The sequence below is a fragment of the Psychrobacter sp. HD31 genome (assembly GCF_051097895.1).
Taxonomy (GTDB): domain Bacteria; phylum Pseudomonadota; class Gammaproteobacteria; order Pseudomonadales; family Moraxellaceae; genus Psychrobacter.
In genome coordinates, this window is record NZ_CP142525.1 from 1,974,073 (window position 1) to 1,988,477 (window position 14,405).

15 protein-coding genes and 1 tRNA gene are annotated in these 14,405 nt (G+C 39.1%); 10 read left to right on the forward strand and 6 right to left on the reverse strand.

Annotation, left to right across the window (positions count from 1 at the left end; all coding sequences use genetic code 11):
• The first annotated feature begins 109 nt into the window (after positions 1–109).
• Positions 110–643: a DUF2726 domain-containing protein gene (locus VH441_RS08825; RefSeq protein ID WP_434353278.1), complete on the forward strand. Its 534-nt coding sequence runs from the start codon at positions 110–112 to the stop codon at positions 641–643.
• Here the strand turns inward: VH441_RS08825 and VH441_RS08830 are convergent.
• The 6 genes from VH441_RS08830 to gatC form a co-directional block, all read right to left on the reverse strand.
• Positions 640–1,611: a DUF1853 family protein gene (locus VH441_RS08830; RefSeq protein ID WP_434353279.1), complete on the reverse strand. Its 972-nt coding sequence runs from the start codon at positions 1,609–1,611 to the stop codon at positions 640–642. The two genes, VH441_RS08825 and VH441_RS08830, sit on opposite strands and share 4 nt — an antisense overlap.
• An 88-nt stretch (positions 1,612–1,699) precedes the next feature.
• A tRNA-Pro gene (locus VH441_RS08835) sits at positions 1,700–1,776 on the reverse strand.
• A gap of 70 nt (positions 1,777–1,846) precedes the next feature.
• Positions 1,847–2,116 (reverse strand): SemiSWEET family transporter, encoded by a 270-nt coding sequence (locus tag VH441_RS08840; protein WP_434353280.1) that lies wholly within the window; start codon positions 2,114–2,116, stop codon positions 1,847–1,849.
• Between the two features lie 94 nt (positions 2,117–2,210).
• Complete coding sequence (gene gatB / locus VH441_RS08845) at positions 2,211–3,686, reverse strand: Asp-tRNA(Asn)/Glu-tRNA(Gln) amidotransferase subunit GatB (protein WP_434353281.1); 1,476 nt, start codon at positions 3,684–3,686, stop codon at positions 2,211–2,213.
• Positions 3,687–4,568: 882 nt separating this feature from the next.
• Positions 4,569–6,059, reverse strand: a complete 1,491-nt coding sequence (gene gatA / locus VH441_RS08850; RefSeq protein WP_434353282.1) for an Asp-tRNA(Asn)/Glu-tRNA(Gln) amidotransferase subunit GatA — start codon at positions 6,057–6,059, stop codon at positions 4,569–4,571.
• 126 nt (positions 6,060–6,185) lie between these two features.
• Positions 6,186–6,494 carry an Asp-tRNA(Asn)/Glu-tRNA(Gln) amidotransferase subunit GatC gene (gene gatC, locus VH441_RS08855; RefSeq protein ID WP_434353283.1) on the reverse strand — a complete coding sequence of 103 codons (309 nt, stop codon included), beginning with the start codon at positions 6,492–6,494 and terminating at the stop codon, positions 6,186–6,188.
• Between the two features lie 396 nt (positions 6,495–6,890).
• Here gatC and VH441_RS08860 point away from each other — a divergent pair, with 396 nt between their 5' ends.
• The 9 genes from VH441_RS08860 (at position 6,891) to rplW (ending at position 14,400) form a co-directional block, all read left to right on the forward strand.
• Positions 6,891–7,925, forward strand: a complete 1,035-nt coding sequence (locus tag VH441_RS08860) for a rod shape-determining protein (protein WP_434353284.1) — start codon at positions 6,891–6,893, stop codon at positions 7,923–7,925.
• 51 nt (positions 7,926–7,976) lie between these two features.
• Positions 7,977–8,831: a rod shape-determining protein MreC gene (mreC, locus tag VH441_RS08865; protein WP_434353285.1), complete on the forward strand. Its 855-nt coding sequence runs from the start codon at positions 7,977–7,979 to the stop codon at positions 8,829–8,831.
• Positions 8,832–8,930: 99 nt separating this feature from the next.
• Entirely contained in the window at positions 8,931–9,407 is a 477-nt protein-coding gene (mreD, locus tag VH441_RS08870; protein ID WP_434353286.1) for a rod shape-determining protein MreD, read from the forward strand.
• 21 nt (positions 9,408–9,428) lie between these two features.
• On the forward strand, positions 9,429–10,040 hold the full coding sequence (locus VH441_RS08875; protein ID WP_434353287.1) for a Maf family protein: 612 nt from the start codon (positions 9,429–9,431) through the stop codon (positions 10,038–10,040).
• A 175-nt stretch (positions 10,041–10,215) separates the two neighbouring features.
• Positions 10,216–12,114, forward strand: a complete 1,899-nt coding sequence (locus VH441_RS08880; protein ID WP_434353288.1) for an Rne/Rng family ribonuclease — start codon at positions 10,216–10,218, stop codon at positions 12,112–12,114.
• Positions 12,115–12,464: 350 nt separating this feature from the next.
• Positions 12,465–12,776, forward strand: coding sequence for a 30S ribosomal protein S10 (rpsJ, locus tag VH441_RS08885; RefSeq protein WP_434353289.1), 312 nt, complete (start codon positions 12,465–12,467; stop codon positions 12,774–12,776).
• Positions 12,777–12,824: 48 nt separating this feature from the next.
• Positions 12,825–13,463 (forward strand): 50S ribosomal protein L3, encoded by a 639-nt coding sequence (rplC, locus tag VH441_RS08890; protein ID WP_434353290.1) that lies wholly within the window; start codon positions 12,825–12,827, stop codon positions 13,461–13,463.
• A gap of 14 nt (positions 13,464–13,477) precedes the next feature.
• On the forward strand, positions 13,478–14,080 hold the full coding sequence (gene rplD, locus VH441_RS08895) for a 50S ribosomal protein L4 (protein WP_434353291.1): 603 nt from the start codon (positions 13,478–13,480) through the stop codon (positions 14,078–14,080).
• Positions 14,077–14,400 (forward strand): 50S ribosomal protein L23, encoded by a 324-nt coding sequence (gene rplW, locus VH441_RS08900; RefSeq protein ID WP_434353292.1) that lies wholly within the window; start codon positions 14,077–14,079, stop codon positions 14,398–14,400. The genes rplD and rplW overlap by 4 nt, the downstream gene beginning before the upstream one ends.
• Positions 14,401–14,405 lie beyond the last annotated feature (5 nt).

The following is a 14,405-nucleotide window of genomic DNA, read 5'->3' on the forward strand; positions in this document are numbered from 1 at the left end:
AGTTTTTAATTTTGGGTGTGTCTGCTGTAGTACATGGCAGGCACATTTTTTTATGTTTAATTTATTAAGTAATTAAACATTAGTTTGTTAGTTTTAGGTGTTTGATTTTATGTCAGAGTTAGTGATATTGGGGATGGCTGTTATTGGGTTGATTGGTTTTTTATGGATAATCATCAAGCTTTTTTCACAGCCAAAAAAAGTTAAAAAAATAAAAACAAAAGATAGCATACCAGTTTGGCCATATCAGACGATGCCAATCATGACAGACACTGAGGTCTTGTTTTTTCTCAAATTAAAACAGGCTTTACCCGAGTTTTATATTTTTTCTCAGGTTCAGCTGTCACGTATTATTGAACCAAATGAATTGGCAGAAAATGATAGAAATTTTTGGTTTAACCGTATTTGTCGCCAAAGTTTGGACTATATTTTAGTAGGTGAGGATCTGCAAACTGTATTATTAGCGATAGAACTTGATGACTGGACACATGATAGCGTACAACGACAAAACCAAGACGCAAAAAAAAGTAAAGCTTTAGCAAGTGCTGGTATCCCAATCATTCGCTTTCATAGTGAAAAAATGCCAAGTTATGAGCTAATTAGAGCCGATGTTTTAAAAGTTTTGAATGATTATCCTGTGAACTAACGATAAGATGAAGCGTGATTATTGCTATTAATAACCATATAAGTTGTTGTGTTCATTTCGTTATTTACGGCAAAAAATAAATTGGTATCAAGATCTAGTTGTGTATTAGCGATATCAACAATTAAATTTGAATTTTTATTGTAAAAGTTACGGCAAGTAAACCACTCTATATAGTTTGCAGCTCTGACAGTAAGGCTTTCACGGTCAGTAAACAGCTTATTCGCTTTTTCTACTGTGTACCAAGTATGCAGCGGAAAGCTGTCTGTTAACCATGCTGGCTTTGTAAAAACGCTGTTAGTATCAGGTTTAAAAAAACGACCTTTAATGACAGCGTAGCGTTTGTCTATTTTTAGTGGTTTATTGCCCAGCAAACTTTGGTTAGGGTCAACTTCAACACTATTGATGCTAAATGGTTTGGTTGCCATATGGTCTAGCTTGCGTTGCAGATTATCTTTTGAGTTGATACCAATCCAGTTAGTTGGTTCAAAAGGTGGATAACCAAGATAAAACTTAACTGCCAACTCCCAATGTTCAACTAAGTTGGTATCGTGGTTGAAGACAATTAAATCCAACTCGCCAAAGGTTTGCCCATTTTGGATGATTTGCAAATTGTGAGCGATTATCTCAAATGGGTGTAACTTAAGTGCAAAGCCATCTTGCAGCCAAAACAACACTAAACCCTCAAAATGAAAGCCTAAACGGTGAGGGCTAGGGCGGCTCATTAAAAACTTAGTGAGCTTTTGGTAGTCATTGGTGCTGTCGAGTTGTTTTAACCTTGCTTGATACTTGTTAAATTGTTGTTGCCAAAATTTAGGGGGATGAACATGGATGTTTTGTTGATTGATTTGGTCAGCATTGTTGCTTTGCCAGTTTTTTATGGCACTTGGGCATATTAACGTAAACGCCAAATCTTGTACAAAAGGGCGTTTAAAAGTTAAGGCATCTTGTATATCTTTGTTATTTTCCATTTTATTAATTATAACGAGACAACATCGTTAAAACAAAAAAGTCAGCAAAATAGATTTGCTGACTTATAAGATATTATATAAAAGTGTTTGGTCGGAATGACAGGACTTGAACCTGCGACCCCTTGTCCCCCAGACAAGTGCGCTACCAGACTGCGCCACATTCCGAAAAACCAACATTTTACGCCAAAAACATAAGTTTGCAAGTTTTTATTTTGATGTTTTTAACAACAACTATTTAGAGTGCAGTAATAAAACTGATGAATCCTAAAATTATGCCAGGTATGTTGGCAAATAACATGGGCAGGTCTTTTTTCTCTCTAAAAAAGCCATAGGCAAACCACAAGCTGCAATTAATAATGGTTGCTACAGGTAAAAGAATTGAGCCTTGGTCACCTGCTAAATTTAGTCTTATTTGATCAATATAAGATAAAAACATGGCAATGGCGCAACCACTGGCAAGCCAGCCCAAGGTTTTTAAATGTTTATCAGAAATTTGTTTTTTCATAATGTTTAGTCAGTTGTACTTATTTTATATAGATTGATAAAAAATGGCTTACCATATTGTAGTAAGCCATTCTCATGTTGGGTTTTACATTAAGTTAATCAAGCAACTCTTTTAATATCTGATTAACTTGTTGTGGGTTTGCTTTGCCTCGGCTTGCTTTCATCACCTGACCAACCAAACCGTTAAAGGCTTTTTGTTTACCACCTTTATATTCATCAACCATGGTTTGGTTGTTGGCAAGTACTTCTTCAACCATTGCTTTAATTGCACCGGTATCGGTTTCTTGCTTTAACCCTTTTGTTTCGATGATTTCATCAGCTGTACCTTCGCCTTCATACATTGCTGTAAATACTTTTTTAGCAATCTTACCCGATATGGTGTTATCGTTGATACGTGTTAACAAACCAGCTAATAACTCGGTGCTAATGGGCGAGTCATCAATGGTTTTATCATCTTTATTTAGCGCGCCAAGCAAATCACCCATTACCCAGTTGGCGGCAAGTTTGGCATGATTTGTGCCAATTTTTCCAACCACTTCTTCATAATAGTCGGCAAGTTCACGGCTCGCCGTTAAAATGCGAGCATCATATTCAGAAAGAGCCAATTCGTCTTCAAAACGGGTGCGGCGCTGCGTTGGCAGTTCTGGCATTTGTGCACGGATTTCATCAACTGTTTCTTGCTCAATGCGGATTGGTAGTAAATCAGGGTCAGGGAAGTAGCGGTAATCGTTGGCTTCTTCTTTGGTACGCATCGAGCGGGTTTCATCTTTATCTGGGTCGTATAAACGAGTTGCCTGAATAACCTGACCGCCATCTTCAATCAAGTCGATTTGGCGTTCAATCTCACGATTAATTGCACGCTCGATAAAACGGAATGAGTTTAGGTTTTTAAGTTCACAGCGTGTGCCAAGCGCTTCACCTGGCTTACGTACAGATACGTTACAATCGGCACGGAACGAGCCTTCTGCCATAATCGCATCAGAAATACCCAGCCAAGTGACCAATTGATGGATTGATTTGATATAGGCAACCGCCTCGGCAGTCGAACGCATATCAGGCTCTGATACAATTTCAATCAGCGGTGTGCCAGCACGGTTTAAGTCAATGCCTGTCATACCATCTACTGCATCATGTACAGATTTACCAGCATCTTCTTCTAGGTGACCACGAGTAATGCCAATACGTTTTGGATACTCATTATTTTCACCTTCGTTAACCACAATGTCGATGTAGCCTTTGCCTACGATAGGGTGAGGCATCTGTGTAATTTGGTAGCCTTTTGGCAAATCTGGGTAAAAATAGTTTTTGCGGTCAAATGCATTGTACAAACCTAACTCGGCATTTACGCCCAAGCCAAATTTTAATGCTCGTTCAACTACCCCTTCATTAACCACTGGCAACACTCCAGGTAAGCCTAAATCAACAATATTGGCTTGTGTATTTGCTTCTGCACCAAATTCAGTAGGGGCAGATGAAAAAATCTTGCTGTTGGTATTTAATTGGCAATGAATCTCTATACCGATGACCACTTCATAGCCATCTACTAATAAGTCTGTGCGTACTTCTGTCATTTTGTTTCCTGTTATTTAAAAACTTAAAAATTTTACAATGTTAAAAATCTTGTTTGCCTGTTAGTTTATGTCTTCTATAGTTTCTGTAATTTTTAGCTTTAACCTGCTATCCGCTCTTATCTTGCTACCTGCTGTCGTTGCTCACATTGACTAATGTGTGTTTCATGCGTTACAGCAACTACCCTTAGCCAAGTTCGCAATCGCCAGCAGTCACACAAGTATAACCGCTACTATCAGGGCTATGTCAGCATCTTGCTCTTTTTCAACCTTTATCGCTATGTTAGTTACGGTTTTTAATGGTGGGCAGAGCCCACCCTACCAATCTGTTTTATCAAAAATAAAAGTGTGTATATTCAAATACCGAATATTAAACAATACCTGTCAAAGTGACATTTATCGTCCATTTTATTTAGTTATGTTGGTAATGTCAGTGACAAGATTACATAACCAAGTTTCTTGTTGCATACAATATATACGGAAGTCTTTAGTAATATCCATTAAAAACTGAAGTATACATAACATTAATATAGCTAATAAAAGACTAATAAATATTCGCTTGTACCATTTCATTTTTAGGCAAAATAACCCAGCGATAAAGGTATATATTGGAAAGTAATACATCATTACAATGATTAATACGTGTTCATCTCCATTATCGACTGGATAGCTAAAATTGGGGCTAATAAAGTCAAATAAGTATGCAGTAGCATATAGCAACAAAAAAACTAATGAAGTTAAATAGAGTTTAGTTCTCACTTTAGAAGTCCTCTAGTTTGGTAATAACGTAATTTTTGGGCTTTGTCATGGCATTTTAATCCTTAATTTAAGAATTTTTTTAAAGCCTTAATCAAACCGTAGGTGCGTTCCACGTATCTTTTTACTTTACCCATTAGCAATATCAGACAATTTAGTATGATAATCTGTATGCTGTTGGAACAGGTGTGCGGTTTCTAACAGTTTAGCTTCTTGCCAATGGTTGCCAATTAATTGCAAGCCAACGGGCATGCCGTCATTATCAAACCCTGCTGGTAAGCTAAGTGCAGGCAAACCTGCCAAGTTAACACCAATGGTGTAAACATCGCCCAGATACATGGTTGCAGGGTCTAGGTTGGCATCAAATGCATAAGCTGTGGTTGGCGCAGTTGGGCTAACAATTAGGTCGCAGCTTTCAAATGCTTTGGCAAAATCGGCAGCAATCATACGGCGTACTTTTTGGGCTTTTACATAATAGGCATCAAAATAACCTGCCGATAACGCATATGTGCCCATTAAAATACGACGTTGTACCTCAGCACCAAAACCTTCTGAACGAGAGCGAGTATAAAGATCGGTTAAATCTTTTGGATCTTCACAGCGGTAACCAAAACGTACACCATCAAAACGAGATAAGTTTGAAGATGCTTCGGCAGGTGCAAGCATATAATAAGTTGCTAGAGTTGTTTTAGGGTCAGTGATATTGACTTCTACAATGGTTGCACCCAGTTCTTCTAATTTTGCTAGCGCATCACGGGTGGTTTTTTCAACCTCGCTATTTAAGCCTGCGCCAAAGTATTCTTTTGCAACCCCAATACGCAAGCCGTTATAAGGTTTGTCACCTTGAATGCTTTCGGCATCCTTTAATGCCTGTACGTAGTCTGGTACATCACGTTTGATAGAAGTTGCATCATTTTTATCGTGTCCAGCCATCGCCTGTAATAAATAGGCACAATCTAATGCCGACTTACCAAAACTACCAGCTTGGTCAAAGCTTGATGCATAAGCAATCATACCAAAGCGAGAGACGCGACCATACGTTGGTTTAATCCCCGTTAAACCGCAGAATGATGCTGGCTGACGGATAGAGCCACCGGTGTCTGTACCTGTTGCCATTGGAACAAAGCCTGCGGCAACGGCAGCGGCAGAGCCACCAGATGAACCACCAGGTACACGCTCTAAGTTCCATGGGTTATGTACACCACCATAGTATGAGCTAGAATTATCAGAACCCATAGCAAACTCATCCATATTAAGCTTACCTAAGCTAATCATGCCTTCATTGTTAACCTTGTTAACAACGGTTGCATCATAAGGTGATAGGAAGTTGTGTAAGATTTTTGAGCCAGCTGTTGTTAAAACACCTTTGGTACAAAAAATATCTTTATGCGCCATTGGTACGCCAAGCAGTTGTCGAGTATCGCCACCAGCACGCAACTTGTCTGCTTCTTCGGCTTGTGCTAAAGCTTGTTTGCCAGTTACGGTAATAAAACTATTAACTTGACTGTCTAATTTTTCGATACGGTTAAGGAAGTGCGTTGTTAACTCAACACTGCTAAATTGTTTGTTTGCTAACCCGTCTATAATTTGTTGGGTTGATAACTGATGTAGTTCAGCCATAATGAGGTTTCCGTTTTAATTATTTAATATGTTTAACATTTTGGATTGGACTTTTATGACTTAGTAAACGATTGATTGTGAGCTTACAATCAAGCTAGAACCAAAGTTATGTCCATTATTCTTAATTTATTCAATTACTTGAGGGACTAAAAATAAACCATCTTGTTTTTCTGGGGCATTCGACTGGTTTAGTGTGCGGTCGATATCTGGGTTAGCAACGTCTGCACGTAAGGACTGACTTGCCTCATGGATGTTTGCTAACGGTTTTACGCCATCGGTATCAATAGCAGAGATGGTGTCCATCATGTCCAAAATTTTGCTGATATCTTGTGCATAATTGCTTGCAGTGTCTTCATTAACGGCAAGGCGCGATAGCTTTGCCACGTTTAAAATGTCATCGGTGCTTATTCTGCTTGTGTTTGTTGCTTCGGTCATAATGACTCCATTTTTATGTGCAATTTTTTGTAGATTAACAATTAAATTTTAAGTTGTTCTATTATAAAGTATCTTGGCGTTATTTTCAGGTGTCTCGCTATAATTATAAAAATTGCTGTTTATCTAAATACTAGTTTTTATGATAAAACCACATTTTATTTTGATGTTGATAAAAGTTTTGTACTCAAATGAGAGTTTTGTTGGGTAAAAATTATGTTTATGCGCTTATAGTTGAGTGTTTTAACCCTGTTTGAAATCTTTATTTGCAAATAGATACATAAATTTATAAAAAAAACACATTTAGCTATGCTTTTTTGCAGACAAGGCGTTATAATCTAGCACTATTTATAAATTTAATTCACTTTCAAAAGTTTTTGTAATACGCTGGATACACACATGAATCTTTTTGGGTTTTTATCATCTAATATTTCTATCGACCTTGGTACAGCAAATACGCTTATTTATATCCCTGGCAAGGGGGTTGTACTAAATGAGCCTACCGTTGTTGCACTACGTAGCAATCGCACACAAAACCCAACTGTTGCGGCTGTGGGGGTCGACGCTAAGCAAATGTTGGGTCGTACGCCTGACAATATCACTGCCATTCGTCCATTAAAAGATGGCGTGATTGCAGACTTTGAAGTCACCCAAAAAATGCTAAAACACTTTATTGATAAAGTAAAAGTACGACGTTTTCTAGCTCAGCCAAACGTGGTTGTGTGTGTGCCATGCAAATCAACTTTAGTAGAACGTCGTGCGATTCGTGAAGCCGTAACTTCATCAGGTTCTAATAAAGTATTATTGCTTGAAGAGCCAATGGCTGCCGCATTAGGCGCAGGCTTGCCAGTACATGATGCCAGTGGTTCTATGGTTGTAGACATCGGCGGTGGTACAACAGAAATTGCCGTTATCGCATTATCAGGTTGTGTCTATGCAGATTCTATCCGCATTGGTGGTGATGTGTTTGATGAAGCAATTGTTACTCATGTGCGTCGTAACCATGGCTGTATTATTGGCGAAACTACTGCCGAACATATTAAGCAAGAAGTTGGCACCGCTGTTTTAGAAGACGGTGATGAAAAACTAGAAGTTGAAGTACGTGGTCGTAGTATGGCCGAAGGTGTACCAAAATCATTAACGGTTACCTCTGACGAAGTACAAAAAGCATTACAAGATGCCCTTAATGGTATCGTTGCTGCTGTTAAACAAGCATTAGAACAAACACCACCAGAACTATCTTCAGATATTGCAGAGCGTGGTATTGTATTAACGGGTGGTGGTGCATTATTGCGTAATCTTGATAAGCTTCTTTCTAAAGAAACAGGGTTGCCAGTAGCGGTTGCAGAAGACCCATTAACTTGTGTTACCCGTGGTGGTGGTAAAGCACTCGAGTTTATTAACAACAAAAGTTTAAACATGATTTTTGTTTAAAATCACTAACTGGCTACATTTTTAGTATTATGGGTTGGCTTGGTAACATATATGAGCGCTAGGTTATTTACACGTCGTCCATTGCTTTTGCGACTTACCGTAGGCCTATTGTTAGTCGCTATGGTACTGATTTGGGTAGACAGCAAAAATCCTGCATGGTTTGCTAAAGTGCGTTCTGCCACTCATGCCGCCATGCAGCCTATTTATCAATTTTCTTTAATTCCAAACTTTGCTGCACATTGGACAAAAGGTACATTGCAAAGCAAAGAATCTTTACGTCGCGAGAATATGCGACTGCAAACTGAATTATTACATGCCCGTGTAAAACTACAAAAACAAGACTATGTGCTTGCTCAAAATGCCCGTTTACAAGGGATCATCAATACCACAAAACCAAAAAATTATGAGTTAAAACTTGCTCAGGTGATTGGTACAGATACCGATTTATCAAAACAAACTGTTGTGCTAGATAAAGGTAGTGAAGAAGGTGTGCAGATTGGGCAAACGGTGGTGGATGAAAATGGCGTGTTAGGGCAAATAACCAATGTTTACCCAAATACCAGCCGTCTTTTATTTTTAAGTGATGCAGAACAAGCCATTGCCGTTATGATAAAAAGAACGGGACAAAAAGCAATTGTCAGTGGTACGGGGGATCCCAAGCAGCTCAGCTTAGATTTTATTTTTAAAATAGAAGACGATAACGTTATGGTGGGTGATGAGCTTATCTCTTCTGGCTTGGGTGAACGGTTTCCTAGCGGTTATAAGGTAGGAACAGTTGCTAAAATCACTGATGAACTTAAAAACAATCACATTAAAATAGAGGTTCAGCCATCTGCTGACTTTATTGATAATGCTTATGTATTAATTTTGCAGGATGAAAATGCAACCAAGACTTCATTAAAATAATCTATTAGGTGATATATGAAGACTTCAACATCCCCGTAGTTTTTTAGGTCACTCACTATTAAGTTAAACTGTTAACACTGTCCAGCAAAAGACAAACTCATGGAAATCGTTTACGACAAACCTTATAAAATCTTTGGTATTATCCTCAGTTTTATTGTTGCTATCATACTAAATGTTTATCCGCTTAGTGTCGGCATGGCGCCGTTGCGTCCTATGTTTATTATTATGGTGCTCATTTTTTGGTTAATCTTTCAGCCTCAGTTAATCGGGCTATTTTTTGCTTTTTTTATTGGTTTAATTGCCGATATGCTTTTAGACACAACACTTGGGCAGCAGGCATTTTGTACCGTGTTAGTGGCGTTAGTTATACGTATTAGTAGCCTTTATATTCATCAAATTAACCGAACAAATGCCTGGTTTTTGGCGTGTTTATGTTTGGTCACATATCAATGTAGTTTGTGGATAGTGCAATTATTCTCTCAAAATATTTTTATCTCTGATTCAGGAATATCTTTATTGATGAGCATGTTGAGTTGGCCAGTTGTGATGTGGCTGTTGGCGCGTTTTGTTAGATAGTTAAGTAAATAGATTTTTAATATGAATATCGTGTTAGCCTCAACGTCTCCAAGACGACATGAATTACTTAGTCGTTTAAATTTGCCGTTTAATGTAGTTTCGGTATCAGTAAAAGAAGGTATCTTGCTTGGCGAGCAGCCTAAAGATTATATATTGCGTATGGTCACCACAAAGGCAAACGCAGTGATTGAAAGTTTGCCCAAAGAAAAGCTTTTACTTGAAAGCACGCTTGTTATTACCGCTGATACGATTGGTGTATTAACAAATAATGAAATTTTAACCAAACCAGCATCAAAACAGAATGCGTTTGAAATGTGGCAAAAAATGGCAGGCACACATCACTTTGTGTGGACTGCGGCTCAAGCGACGTTGATAGATCAGACAGCTAAAGTAGTATGGTCTAAGCAAATTATAGAAACCACGCGTGTGTATTTCACTCAGCTAACAGAACAAGAAATGCATGCCTATTGGGAAACCGGCGAGCCGTGTGATAAAGCAGGGGGCTATGCGATACAAGGTTTGGCAGCAGCTTGGGTTGACCGGATAGAAGGCAGTTATACCAATGTGGTTGGCTTGCCACTAGCACAAACCAAGGCTTTAATAGAACAAGCGCATAAAAAGGTAACCTATTAAAAACTTAATTTGTTGTTATCCACCTTATTGGCATCATTTGAGAGCATTGCTTGGTTTTTTAGCAATGCTTTTTTATTTCTGATACGCAACTTTATAGTTCATTCATAACAGTTTCATTAATGCTATAATTTGTGGCAATTAAAAAATATTGTATAAATTATAAAGAAGAGAAGTTATGTCAGAAGAACTATTAATTAATGTTAGCCCTATGGAATCACGCGTGGCTATCATGAACGATGGCGTGTTGAGTGAAATTTATATTGAGCGTCATAACAAGATGGGTTTGGTTGGTAACATCTATTTAGGCACGGTGGTACGTGTTTTGCCGGGTATGCAAGCCGCATTTATTGATATTGGGCAATCAAGAACAGCCTTTTTGCACGTCAATGATATGCAAAAAATTAATCGCCCAGCTATGAATGAACTCAGTACGATACAACAGTCTAATAAGCCGGCACCCGCAATCGAGCTTTCTACTCCTCAAGTGCCCCTGTCTGACACTCAAACAAATGACAATGGATTAGGTCAAATAAAAAGTATTAAACAAGCATTTGTTAATCAGCAAACCAACGCATTTTCTCAAACAGCTAAACCAACGGAAGCTAAACCAACGGATATAAGCAGCACTGACAAAACACTTGAAGAAGAGGTGCAAGATAATGATTTGTCGGTACAACCAAACAATCTTGAAAATGGGGTAGCTGAGGCCAGTCAACCAATTAATCTTGTTAACCCAAACAATTTGACGATTGTGGATAAACCAATTCGCTCATTAGCAACCGTACGTGAGTCATTAACACCAGAAGATAAAAAGCCAAAGCCAGTACGCCAGCCAGAGCCAACACCAAGTCATGAGCTCATTCAAAATAGACTGCATGAAGGGCAACGCATTTTAGTTCAGGTAACTAAAGACCAACTCGGTACAAAAGGGGCAAGGCTAACGACAAATATTTCTTTGCCTTCACGTTATTTGGTATATTTGCCATCAAGTGACCATATTGGCATATCACAGCGAATTGAAAACGAAGAAGAGCGCACGCGTTTAAAAACAGAGCTAAGCGAAATTATGCAAGCCGTCGACTTATCGGGTGGTTTAATTGCCCGTACGGCTGCCGAGCATATACAAAAAAACAAATTAGAAGAAGATATTTATTATCTAGTACAGCTATGGCGTACGATTCAAGCACGCCAAAAAGAGGCAAATGCCAGTCAGCTTTCAGTATTGATTTATCAAGAACTATCATTACCACTGCGAGCCATCCGAGATTTAGTGCACGAGCAAACAGAGAGAGTTGTGATAGATGACGCTTATATGTATGACTATTTAAGACAGTTTGCTAAAGAATTTGTACCAATGATTTATCCACGCATTGTGCCACATACATCAGAATTGGCACTTTTTGATATTCATCGAGTAGAAGAAGATTTAAAAGATGCGTTAAAACGAAGAGTAGACTTAAAATCTGGTGGTTATTTGATTATCGACCAAACTGAGGCGATGACAACCATAGATGTTAATACAGGGTCGTATGTTGGTGGACGCTCATTAGAAGATACCGTTTATAAAACCAACCTTGAAGCAACCTATAGCATCGCAAGACAGCTAAGATTGCGTAATTTAGGTGGTATTATCATCCTTGACTTTATTGATATGCAAGAGCAAGAGCATAGAGATGATGTCCTTAGTAGCTTGCAAATGCAGCTAGCACAAGACTACGCAAAAACAAACATTACTCAAGTGAGTGAGCTTGGTTTGGTAGAAATGACTCGCAAACGCACAAGAGAGTCACTGGAGCAACAACTGTGTGAGCCATGCCCAACTTGTGAAGGTAAAGGATTTATTAAAACGGCAGAAACGGTTTGTTTTGAAATTTTTAGAGAGATTGTACGTTGTGCAAGAACCTATAATGCGCCAAAACAGTTTACTGTTGTTGCGCATGCTTCAGTGATTGATTTGCTATTAACCACAGAAGCAGACACAGTTGCCGACTTAGAATATTTGGTTGGGCGTGTGATTACTTTTGAAGTAGAAAGGCTATACACCCAAGAGCAATATGATATTGTGTTAGACTAGATTTAAGTATAACAGAATAACTAGGTTATTCTGTTATGCCTTTGATTCTTTAAGGTATTGAAGGGAAAATAGTTAAAATAAACCCTTGTAATCACAAAAAAAATCTGTATAATACATCGCACTAATTGATTAAGCGGCTACAACAACGTATGTAAATACAGTAACCGCGACAGCCAGAGCATAGATTCTGGCGCTAATTACTTCCTATGTCTTACTGCTTTCCTTCTAATATTGGAAGAGCTGTTAGGGCATTAAACTTTTTTTACTTTGATGCTTAATATTATCAGTCATTAGCTAATTATTGATAATGTTTAAGTTAGTAAAAGTTAATATTTTAGGAGCTTGCTGGCATGGCTAACCAGAGAATCCGTATCCGACTAAAATCATTTGATCATCGATTAATTGATCAGTCGGCACAAGAGATTGTCGATACTGCAAAGCGTACTGGTGCACAAGTTTGTGGCCCAGTTCCACTTCCGACTCGTATCGAGCGTTTCAACATTCTTACCTCGCCACACGTCAATAAAGATGCTCGTGACCAATACGAAATCCGTACTCACAAGCGTATGGTTGACATTGTGCAACCAACTGATAAAACAGTAGATGCATTGATGAAGTTGGACTTGGCTGCGGGTGTTGACGTGCAAATTGCACTGAGTTAATTAACTATTAACTCAAACCATTAAAGACATTAAATAAAGAGGTTTAACATGGCAATCGGTTTAGTCGGTAAAAAATGCGGCATGACCCGTGTGTTCACAGAAGCAGGGGTTTCAATTCCTGTAACTGTGGTAGAGGTCACTGCAAACCGCATTACTCAAGTCAAAACAGATGAAACAGATGGCTACACAGCTATCCAAGTAACAACAGGCGAGCGTCGTGAAAGCCGAGTTGCTGCAGCACAGAAAGGTCACTTTGCAAAAGCAGGTGTGGCAGCTGGTCGCGGTAGCTGGGAATTCAGAGCAGACGAAGCAGAGCTTGAAGGTCGCGAAATTGGCGCTGACATCCTTGCTGACTTATTTGAAGAAGGTCAGTTGGTTGATGTAACAGGTCAAAGTAAAGGTAAAGGCTTTCAAGGTGGTATTAAACGCCACAACTTTGCAGCTCAAGATGCAACCCACGGTAACTCTATCTCACACCGTGTACTAGGTTCTACTGGTCAAAACCAAACACCTGGTCGCGTATTTAAAGGCAAAAAAATGCCTGGTCAGATGGGTAACAAACGTGTGACAGTTCAGGGTCTAGAAGTTATATCAGTAGATGCTGAAAAAGGTGTACTAGTTATCAAAGGCGCTATTCCAGGTGCTAATGGTGGTAACGTAATCGTACGTCCGTCAGTCAAAGCCTAAGCAAGGGGATTAACGTGAATTTAAAAACAGTTACAGGTGCGGCGGTTGAGCTTTCAGACACGGCATTTGGTCGTGAATTCAACGAAGCGTTAGTACACCAGGTGGTTACTGCATATCTTGCAGGTGGTCGCCAGGGTACACGTGCACAAAAAACCCGTGCTGAAGTTTCTGGCGGTGGCATTAAGCCATGGCGTCAAAAAGGCACTGGTCGAGCACGTGCAGGTTCTATCCGCAGTCCAATTTGGAGAAGTGGTGGTCGTGCATTTGCAGCAAAACCACAAGATTGGTCTCAAAAGGTCAACAAAAAAATGTACCGCGGTGCAATGCAATGTATTTTAGCCGAATTAGTACGTCAAGAGCGTTTAATTTTGGTTGATGACATTTCAGTTTCTGCACCTAAGACAAAAGAATTAGTTGCTAAGCTTGCCGAGTTAAACGCTCCAAAAGCATTAATCGTAACTAATGAACTAGATGAAAACCTATATTTAGCAGCTCGCAACATTCCGCATGTGAATGCTCTAAGCGCTGCTGAGGTAGATCCAGTTAGCTTGATTGCTTTTGACAAGGTTATCATGTCAGTAGAAGCAGCGAAGCAATTTGAGGAGTCATTAGCATGAATAACGCAAGACTTTATCAGGTCTTAAGAGGGCCTGTGTTCTCAGAAAAATCTCAGCTTCTAGGTGACCAGCTTGGTGTTCAGGTATTTAAAGTAGATACCACAGCAACTAAGCGTGAAATCAAGCAGGCAGTTGAGTTAATGTTTGAAGGTGTTGAAGTTACTAAAGTGAACACCTTAAATGTTAAAGGTAAGACAAAGCGTTTTGGTCGTACTCTTGGTCGTCGTAATGACACTAAAAAAGCGTACGTTACCCTAAAGGCTGGTCAAGATGTACAAATGGCTGACGTAGCAGAAGATGCTGCCGCCGATAACGAATAAGGATA

Excerpts from the sequence above, each read along its gene's own strand:
- VH441_RS08825 (WP_434353278.1), top strand. The coding sequence starts at position 110 with ATGTCAGAGTTAGTGATATTGGGGATGGCTGTTATTGGGTTGATTGGT.
- VH441_RS08830 (WP_434353279.1), bottom strand. The coding sequence starts at position 1,611 with ATGGAAAATAACAAAGATATACAAGATGCCTTAACTTTTAAACGCCCT.
- VH441_RS08840 (WP_434353280.1), bottom strand. The coding sequence starts at position 2,116 with ATGAAAAAACAAATTTCTGATAAACATTTAAAAACCTTGGGCTGGCTT.
- gatB (WP_434353281.1), bottom strand. The coding sequence starts at position 3,686 with ATGACAGAAGTACGCACAGACTTATTAGTAGATGGCTATGAAGTGGTC.
- gatA (WP_434353282.1), bottom strand. The coding sequence starts at position 6,059 with ATGGCTGAACTACATCAGTTATCAACCCAACAAATTATAGACGGGTTA.
- gatC (WP_434353283.1), bottom strand. The coding sequence starts at position 6,494 with ATGACCGAAGCAACAAACACAAGCAGAATAAGCACCGATGACATTTTA.
- VH441_RS08860 (WP_434353284.1), top strand. The coding sequence starts at position 6,891 with ATGAATCTTTTTGGGTTTTTATCATCTAATATTTCTATCGACCTTGGT.
- mreC (WP_434353285.1), top strand. The coding sequence starts at position 7,977 with ATGAGCGCTAGGTTATTTACACGTCGTCCATTGCTTTTGCGACTTACC.
- mreD (WP_434353286.1), top strand. The coding sequence starts at position 8,931 with ATGGAAATCGTTTACGACAAACCTTATAAAATCTTTGGTATTATCCTC.
- VH441_RS08875 (WP_434353287.1), top strand. The coding sequence starts at position 9,429 with ATGAATATCGTGTTAGCCTCAACGTCTCCAAGACGACATGAATTACTT.
- VH441_RS08880 (WP_434353288.1), top strand. The coding sequence starts at position 10,216 with ATGTCAGAAGAACTATTAATTAATGTTAGCCCTATGGAATCACGCGTG.
- rpsJ (WP_434353289.1), top strand. The coding sequence starts at position 12,465 with ATGGCTAACCAGAGAATCCGTATCCGACTAAAATCATTTGATCATCGA.
- rplC (WP_434353290.1), top strand. The coding sequence starts at position 12,825 with ATGGCAATCGGTTTAGTCGGTAAAAAATGCGGCATGACCCGTGTGTTC.
- rplW (WP_434353292.1), top strand. The coding sequence starts at position 14,077 with ATGAATAACGCAAGACTTTATCAGGTCTTAAGAGGGCCTGTGTTCTCA.